The organism is Microcystis sp. M49636_WE2 (assembly GCF_030065375.1).
GTDB classification, from domain to species: Bacteria; Cyanobacteriota; Cyanobacteriia; order Cyanobacteriales; family Microcystaceae; genus Microcystis; species Microcystis aeruginosa_C.
Window position 1 is genome coordinate 1 of the sequence record NZ_JASJFG010000791.1, and the last position, 7,509, is coordinate 7,509.

The following is a 7,509-nucleotide window of genomic DNA, read 5'->3' on the forward strand; positions in this document are numbered from 1 at the left end:
CGGGAGGCATAATTAATAATTCTCCTTTTTGATTACGTTCTAAATTCCATGTTTGATTAGCCTGACAGAGATGATAAAATTGTTCATCAGTCAAATTAACTGTCTCTAGATTTAACACTACAGTTTCCATCGCTTCTCCTTCTTGCTACTTTATAAGAATGGCTATATCATTGGGTGCATCTCAACCTATTTACCTAATTGACTCTCTAAAAATTCTGGACAATTGGGGTTAGTAGTGTCTAGGGAAATTAGATAGGGTTGTTCTTTTTCATGAAAAGGTTCTGTTTGCTCAATTTGGGCATTTAAAACCTCGATAGTAGCGTCAGAAATATCACCTTTTCTAGCGGCAATCCGTTGTTTTAAAACTTCTATCGGTGCGTGACAATGGACAATATGAAAAGGAATCTGTAAATTTTGGGCATAGGTTAATAAGGGTTCTCGCCAAGCATATTTATCGTAGCGTGCATCGAGAATAACCGGATAACCTAAAGTTATTAAAATTCGGGCTAATTCCGCCAGTCTAGCGAAGGTTTTTTGACTCATTTCGAGACTATATATGTCTAGACTTCCTGTTTGATTTAAGTCAATTCCAGCCAAATGTTTGCGAACTGCATCGGAACGAATCTGAATAGCATTAAGATTTTTAGCAATTACTTTCCCTATGGTACTTTTACCCGATGCAGAAAATCCCGACATCAGAATTAATCTCGGTTTCTGCGGTTGTGTGTAATGCCAAGCTAATTGATAATAATCCTGTGCATTGGCTTTAATTTTCTCGGAAAAAGTGTCACCATCAAGCAGAAAACTATTGACTTTTGCCCTCACATATGCTTGTCTGGTCAGGTAGAGAGGCAAGACTTTTAACCCCTCCCAGTCGGCGGTTTGTTCTAAATAAGTATTGACAAATAAATTAGCGAAATCTTCTCTCCCTCTAGCGGTTAAATCCATCGCTGTAAAAGCAATATCATACATGACATCAACGAAGCGAAAAGATTCATTAAATTCTATGCGATCAAATAATTGTATTTCTCCCTGCCACTGACAGATATTATTTAAATGTAAGTCGCCGTGACATTCGCGAATCATCCCTTTTATTTGTCTTTCCTCTAACCAATCTCGGTGTTCTGCGAAGAATTTATCTGTATAAGCTTTTGTTTCATCGTATTGTTTTTGGGTTTGGACAAAATTAATATATTTCTCGGTTTGTTGGTAGTTTTCATCAAAAGCTTGTTTAACAATTTCCAAATTGCCAAATTTAGTAATATAGGAATTAGTCACAGCTTGCCGATGAAATTGCGCCACTTTTTCAGCCAAAGATTTTATAGCTTTTTCCGTTAGTTCTCCCCGTTCAAAAATTTTACTCAGTAAACATTCTTGGGGAAACTGATTCATTTTTAAGATGTATTCGATCGCCCTTCCTTCTCCATTTAAACTTATGCTACCCTGTTCTTCATTAATTGACAAAACTTCCAGATAGATATTAGCGGCAACTTTTTTATTTAACTCTAGTTCCTGTTCTAGATAATATTTTCTCTTTTCTAAAGTGGAGAAATCTAAAAAATTATAATTAACCGGTTTCTTGACTTTATAGGCATAATCTCCTGTCAAGAAGATAATTGAAGCATGGGTTTGGATAATTTCAACGGGAATTTTGACAGAATGAGGATAAAAGTCGGGATTTTTTAATTCTTCGATTAATTGGTTGCTATCCATAGCAAGAACTCCTCTGGGGTGCATCTTATTTTTGTAAATCTACTAAGTTGGGATTTTTAAAGGGAACCCCTCGGTTAAAATTGGGCGTTATTTCTGATTTTAAGTAGGTAGGTGTTAAAAGTTGTCAGATGCCCCCCTTATTAAGGGGGGATTAAGGGGGGATCCCCCCGCCTATCGGCACCCCCCTTATTAAGGGGGGATTAAGGGGGGATCGGCACCCCCCTTATTAAGGGGGGACTAAGGGGGGATCGGCACCCCCCTTATCAAGGGGGGCAGGGGGGATCGAACCTAAAATCCATTTTTAATTTAATTATAACCAGCTACTTATCACTCAATCTTTGACTCTTGGGGGATTCTACCCCCCAAACCCCGTTGGTGAGGACAGGACTGTGAGTACAGGTCGCGCAGTTTCAGATGTCCGTGCAGGAAGTACCTCTTCCAAACGCTGGAAAGCATTAGCTTGACAAGTGGGATGCTGACACTTGGGCATACATTTGTACCAGTTTAAGGATCACTGATAAGTAGTCGTGCAAAATTAATTTCCTAGTCGAGACTCCGAGACTCCGAGACTCCGAGACAGCTATCAGGGATCAGATTTGAGTTTTTAGTTCACTGTTTACTGATCACAGCAAAAAGCGTTCAACTGACGGCTTAGATGTGTAATTAATTTTGCTTAGGTACTTAATTGCTGATTGTCGGTAAACTGTTGACTATCTAAATTACTCGTTAAGACTGCATGGGAGCGGGGTCAGCTTTAAGCGAAGGAATTAGGGGTACAGTTAGCTGGAGATAATTTTGGCACCGGCTATTCCTACTTAAGTTATATGGCTCTCTTATTCTTTGTGTGATAGGTTTAACTTAATATAGAAGCGATCAATCTTTGTGTCCTTTGTGTCTTTGTGGTTCGTTCCAGTCGCTCACTAGCAGGACTGTGTCTTAGAATATATTTTACCCACCAAACCCAAGAGAGCCGTTATAATTATAAGTCCCCCCCCCAAGAGTTTGAAGATCGATCGAACTCTTATCCAATATTTACCATCAAAAACCAAGCATTGAGCCATGTCAACGACTATGATCAGCCTAGGGCAGAATTTGAAGAAGTACAAGGATTTTGGTTTACCCAGGCCTTGAAACCAGAAGATGTGACACAATTACTGTTAAGTAACAGTTCCGAATCACACCTAACACTTTATTCAGAAGATAAATTAACTTCAAGACGAATAAGCCATGACTTTTGAGGGATAATATTAACTTATATTTTTAGTTTTGTCGAGGTGCCGAAAAAATGATTAATAGTTCATCTAATTCCCGTTATCTCCTCATTGTGGAAGATCCTCAAGGTAGAAGAACAATTCCCCTAGAAGAAATGAAATATTCTCTCGGACGTAAGTCCGATAATCAAATTGTTCTTCGCTCCAAACACGCGTCTCGCTATCATGCGACTTTAATTAAAAAGAGTATTGATCGCCAAAAATTTTCCTATTGGATTCTTGATGGTGATTTAGAGGGAAATAAAAGTCATAATGGCATTTATGTCAATGGGTCTAAATGCTTAGTTCATGAATTAAAAGATGGTGATTTAATTAACTTTGGCTGTGATATAAATGCCAGTTTTCATTTAATAGCCAGTCAAGAAAAAATAGAGCAAGAACCATTTAAAAGTCTAGGATATTCACAAGGGAAAATGACGGAAAATGAAACCCATTCTAGCCCGAATGACCTCCATGCAAAAAGTACCTTAATTCTCCATCAATCCCCATCCAAAATCATTAGTTTTGATAGCAAGATTCAAGAGGAATATTCTTCGGTTGTTCTCACGGATTTACCTAACCGTTCTCTCTTTAATGAATATCTCTCAAGTGCTATTAATAATGCCCAGAAAAATAATAAACTGATCGGACTGTTATTAGTGGACGTAGGGCGGCTAAGAAATGTCAACAATAAACTAGGTTATCGACTGGGAGATAAACTATTAAAAATCTTAATTGAACGTTTAAGAAAAAGTTTGCGATTAGAGGATATGGTCGCCCATTGGAGAGGGTATGAATTTATTATCTTGCTGCCACAAATTAATGCTGCTAATGATTTAGAAAAAGTTAGTCAAAGAATTATTAAAACCCTAGAAAGTAATTACGAAATCGAAAATCACTCCCTAGTCGTGCGATTAAGTTTAGGTTCAGTTATCTATCCCACCGACGGCACAGACAGGAAAGTCATATTACAGAAACTGGAGGAAAATTTAGTAGCAGTCAAGAATAATATAAATAATAACTCCCAGATAGAGTCAGTTAATGTTCACCCCAAAAATAATCGTAGTTCTAAAGTTGAATATTTTCTCTATCAGGCAATGAGAAATAATGAATTAGCTCTTTACTATCAACCGCAAGTTAATATTACTCAGGGGCAAGTGGAAGGATTAGAGGTATTATTGCGCTGGTTACACCCTCAATTCGGATTAATCGCGCCTAATCGTTTTTTACCCTTAGTCGAAGAAAGCGAGTTAATCCTTGAGCTTAATCGTTGGGTGCTAAAAAATGCCTGTCAACAGGCACAAATATGGCAGCAGCGAGGGTTATTATACACTCCCATCTCGATCAATCTCTCCCCACACCAATTGCGCGATCCCCAGTTGTTCACCACCCTAAAAGAAGTCTTGACTGAAACCAAAATCGGGCCTTTCTTTCTGGAGATGGAAATAACCGAGACAAGTTTACTGGAAAATAGCCGCGAAACTGGTCGAATTCTTGGGGATTTGCAGAAATTGGGTATTAGTATTACCCTCGATGATTTTGGCAGCGGCTACGCTTCGATCGCCTATCTCGGTCAATTTCCCGTGAAAAAACTGAAAATAGAGCAATCCTTAACGAAAAAACTGACTAATGCTCCCCAAGATACCCGTTTTATCTCGTCATTGCTGGCGATAGCGAAAATTTTTAACTTAATAGCGATCGCCAATGGAGTAGAAACCCAACAACAATTAGAAATCCTGCAAGAATTAGGTTGTGAGAGAATGCAAGGCAATCGCATCAGTTGCCCCTTAGCAGTGAAGGAAATGACTACATTTCTCCACACCCACCGCACCCTCTCAGTTGGGGATTAGGAGTCAGGAGACAGGGGAGAGGAGACAGCTTTTGTGTATTCTCCCCACTCCCCAATTCATAATTCATAATTCCCACTGATAACTGATTTTGGTCACTGATTCCGGTATGATCTGAACAGATTATCTAGTATCAAATACCTACTCATTCTAGCGTGAGGCTCTTGCCAAACCTGTCAGCAGCAGAAATTTGTGGCGGCGGGGTACTGCTCGATCCAGAGTCTGGTTTAATTACATACTATAGGGTTAACAATTAGTTGTGTATTTAGAGGGAAACTATGGCCAATAAGCCAGAGCGCGTGGTTCTAATCGGTGTAGCTGGGGACTCCGGTTGTGGGAAATCTACTTTTTTACGTCGTTTGACCGATTTATTCGGGGCCGAGTTTATGACAGTGATCTGTTTAGATGACTACCATTGCCTCGATCGCAAACAGAGAAAAGAGGTGGGTGTCACCGCACTCAATCCGAAAGCGAATAACTTTGACCTGATGTACGAGCAGATTAAAGCTCTCAAGGGAGGTCAAGCCATTAATAAACCTATTTATAATCATGAAACGGGGATGATCGATCCCCCCGAAATCATCGAACCGAATAAGGTAATCGTGATCGAGGGACTACACCCCTTATATGATGAACGAGTCCGGTCTCTATTAGATTTCAGCGTTTATCTCGATATTAGCGATGAAGTCAAAGTTAACTGGAAAATTCAACGGGATATGGCCGAGCGCGGTCACACCTATGATGATGTGATGGCGGCCATTAATTCTAGAAAACCCGATTTCAGTGCCTATATCGATCCCCAAAGACAGTACGCTGACGTGGTGATTCAAGTGCTGCCCACCAAATTACTTGAAGATCACGAAAGTAAATTACTGCGAGTCCGTTTAATCCAGAAAGAAGGGGTAGAAAACTTTGAACCCGCTTATCTGTTTGATGAAGGTTCCACCATCGATTGGCGGCCCTGTGGTCGTAAATTGACCTGCACTTATCCCGGTATTAAACTCTACTATGGTCCAGATGGCTTCTTGGGCAATGAAGTGTCGATTCTGGAACTAGATGGTCAATTCGATAACCTAGAAGAAATGATCTACATCGAAAGCCATTTGAGCAAAACTGGCACTAAATACTACGGTGAAATGACCGAATTACTGCTCAAACACAAGGATTATCCCGGTTCCACCAATGGTACGGGTTTATTCCAAGTATTGGTCGGTCTCAAAATGCGTGAAACCTACGAAAAACTAATGGCAGCCGAAGCAAAAGTGGCAGCGTCAGTCTAGTTTCTAGTTTTCACCGAACTGGCATCCTATATGGTTAGGATGCCGGTTTTTTTTAATCCACTAATCCCGATCGCAGGGCCAGCACTGCCGCTTGAGTCCGATCATCCACAGAGAGTTTATTTAAGATATTGCGGACATGGGTTTTCACCGTGCCGATGGTGATATAGAGTCGCTCGGCAATCTCGGCATTACTACAACCGGCGACAATCAGATCGAGAATTTCTAGCTCTCGTCCCGTTAGGGGCGCATTTTCCAATAATTGACGATATTCTGGGTCAAGGCCGTGAATTGCCACTGTTTTCGACCTAGCAGCCACACCCACGGGAACTGTTTGGCGCACTTGTTTCAGGATAATATTGGCGATCGCTGGGTCAAGCCAATGATTGCCTTCGTGGGTGGAATAAATCGCCTCGATTAACTTATCAATACTAATATCCTTCATACAGTAGGAATCAGCCCCAGCAGCAAAAGCCGCTAAAACCTGTTCTTGGATTTTGTGCATGGTTAGCATGAGGATTTTCGTGGCCAGGGGGTCTTCGCCCCGATTTTGTTTGAAGCGTCGCACTAACTCGATCCCATCGATCATGGGTAAACCTATATCGATGATCGCCACATCGGGTTTAGTCTCCTCTAGCAGTTTCAGTCCCTGTAATCCACTGATCGCTTCCCCTACGACTTGAATTCCCTCCCGATGCTGGAGAGCCGCCACTAACCCCATGCGCGTTAGATCGTGATCTTCTACAACGACAACCCGCACTATATTCATATTTTTTGACCAGTTTTGCCGAAGTAAGTGATGATTTGATAATTTTGGCTTTTCGATTATTCGAGCCGCTCATTAACATTGACTTCACTCTTTTACTCCTTCTCTGAATTCCGCTTTCTTATTCTTCATTCGGCAATCCCCTTTTTCCGGTTGATTTTATTGATACTTACTAAAAGCAGAGATGGCAAATATACTTAGCCTCCCCTAAAATATACTCAAATCTACCCAAATCACCCAGAATTTTCTGCTTTAATTATTTCTTTATAATATCATACAAATCTCGATTATGCAAGGATTTGGCTTTTCTGGTTTCTGTGTGGAAACGAGGCCTATACTGATAGTTGATTTATTCACCAAAATAGCCCTAAAAGTCTTTCCCAGTAAACATTTCAGAATTTCATCGGCAAAAAATGTCACACAAAGTCGAGAAGAGCCAAGATAATTTTAAGAAGAATAGATCTTTGAGCTGCTTGGATTTTCATAGAATAGAACCAAGCTCTGGTTTAATTAATTGGCTCTCCCAGCTTTGGTGGGTAAAATGTATTCTAAGATACATTTCTCCTAGCGAGGGGGTGGAACGAACCACAAAGACACAAAGGACACAAAGATCGATCGATCCTATGTCAATTAAACTTATCACACAGAACCTAGAA

General features: G+C 40.4%; 4 protein-coding genes and 1 pseudogene. 2 read left to right on the plus strand and 3 right to left on the minus strand.

Going from position 1 to position 7,509, the window contains the following annotated elements:
- Both PX484_RS18090 and PX484_RS18095 read right to left on the minus strand, forming a co-directional pair.
- A pseudogene (locus tag PX484_RS18090) lies at nucleotides 1-130 on the minus strand (Uma2 family endonuclease); the annotation flags it as partial.
- Between the two features lie 56 nt (nucleotides 131-186).
- A complete protein-coding gene (locus PX484_RS18095; protein WP_287765716.1) occupies nucleotides 187-1,713 on the minus strand; it encodes a bifunctional aminoglycoside phosphotransferase/ATP-binding protein in 1,527 nt (508 codons plus the stop codon).
- 1,285 nt (nucleotides 1,714-2,998) lie between these two features.
- Here PX484_RS18095 and PX484_RS18100 point away from each other — a divergent pair.
- Together PX484_RS18100 and PX484_RS18105 are read left to right on the plus strand one after the other, a co-directional pair.
- On the plus strand, nucleotides 2,999-4,813 hold the full coding sequence (locus tag PX484_RS18100) for an EAL domain-containing protein (protein WP_287765719.1): 1,815 nt from the start codon (nucleotides 2,999-3,001) through the stop codon (nucleotides 4,811-4,813).
- A 275-nt stretch (nucleotides 4,814-5,088) separates the two neighbouring features.
- A complete protein-coding gene (locus PX484_RS18105; RefSeq protein WP_002740086.1) occupies nucleotides 5,089-6,090 on the plus strand; it encodes a phosphoribulokinase in 1,002 nt (333 codons plus the stop codon).
- A gap of 52 nt (nucleotides 6,091-6,142) precedes the next feature.
- Here PX484_RS18105 and PX484_RS18110 read toward each other — a convergent pair whose 3' ends face one another.
- Nucleotides 6,143-6,856 (minus strand): response regulator, encoded by a 714-nt coding sequence (locus tag PX484_RS18110; RefSeq protein WP_287765721.1) that lies wholly within the window; start codon nucleotides 6,854-6,856, stop codon nucleotides 6,143-6,145.
- Between the last annotated feature and the right edge of the window lie 653 nt (nucleotides 6,857-7,509).

Excerpts from the sequence above, each read along its gene's own strand:
- PX484_RS18095 (WP_287765716.1), bottom strand. The coding sequence starts at position 1,713 with ATGGATAGCAACCAATTAATCGAAGAATTAAAAAATCCCGACTTTTAT.
- PX484_RS18100 (WP_287765719.1), top strand. The coding sequence starts at position 2,999 with ATGATTAATAGTTCATCTAATTCCCGTTATCTCCTCATTGTGGAAGAT.
- PX484_RS18105 (WP_002740086.1), top strand. The coding sequence starts at position 5,089 with ATGGCCAATAAGCCAGAGCGCGTGGTTCTAATCGGTGTAGCTGGGGAC.
- PX484_RS18110 (WP_287765721.1), bottom strand. The coding sequence starts at position 6,856 with ATGAATATAGTGCGGGTTGTCGTTGTAGAAGATCACGATCTAACGCGC.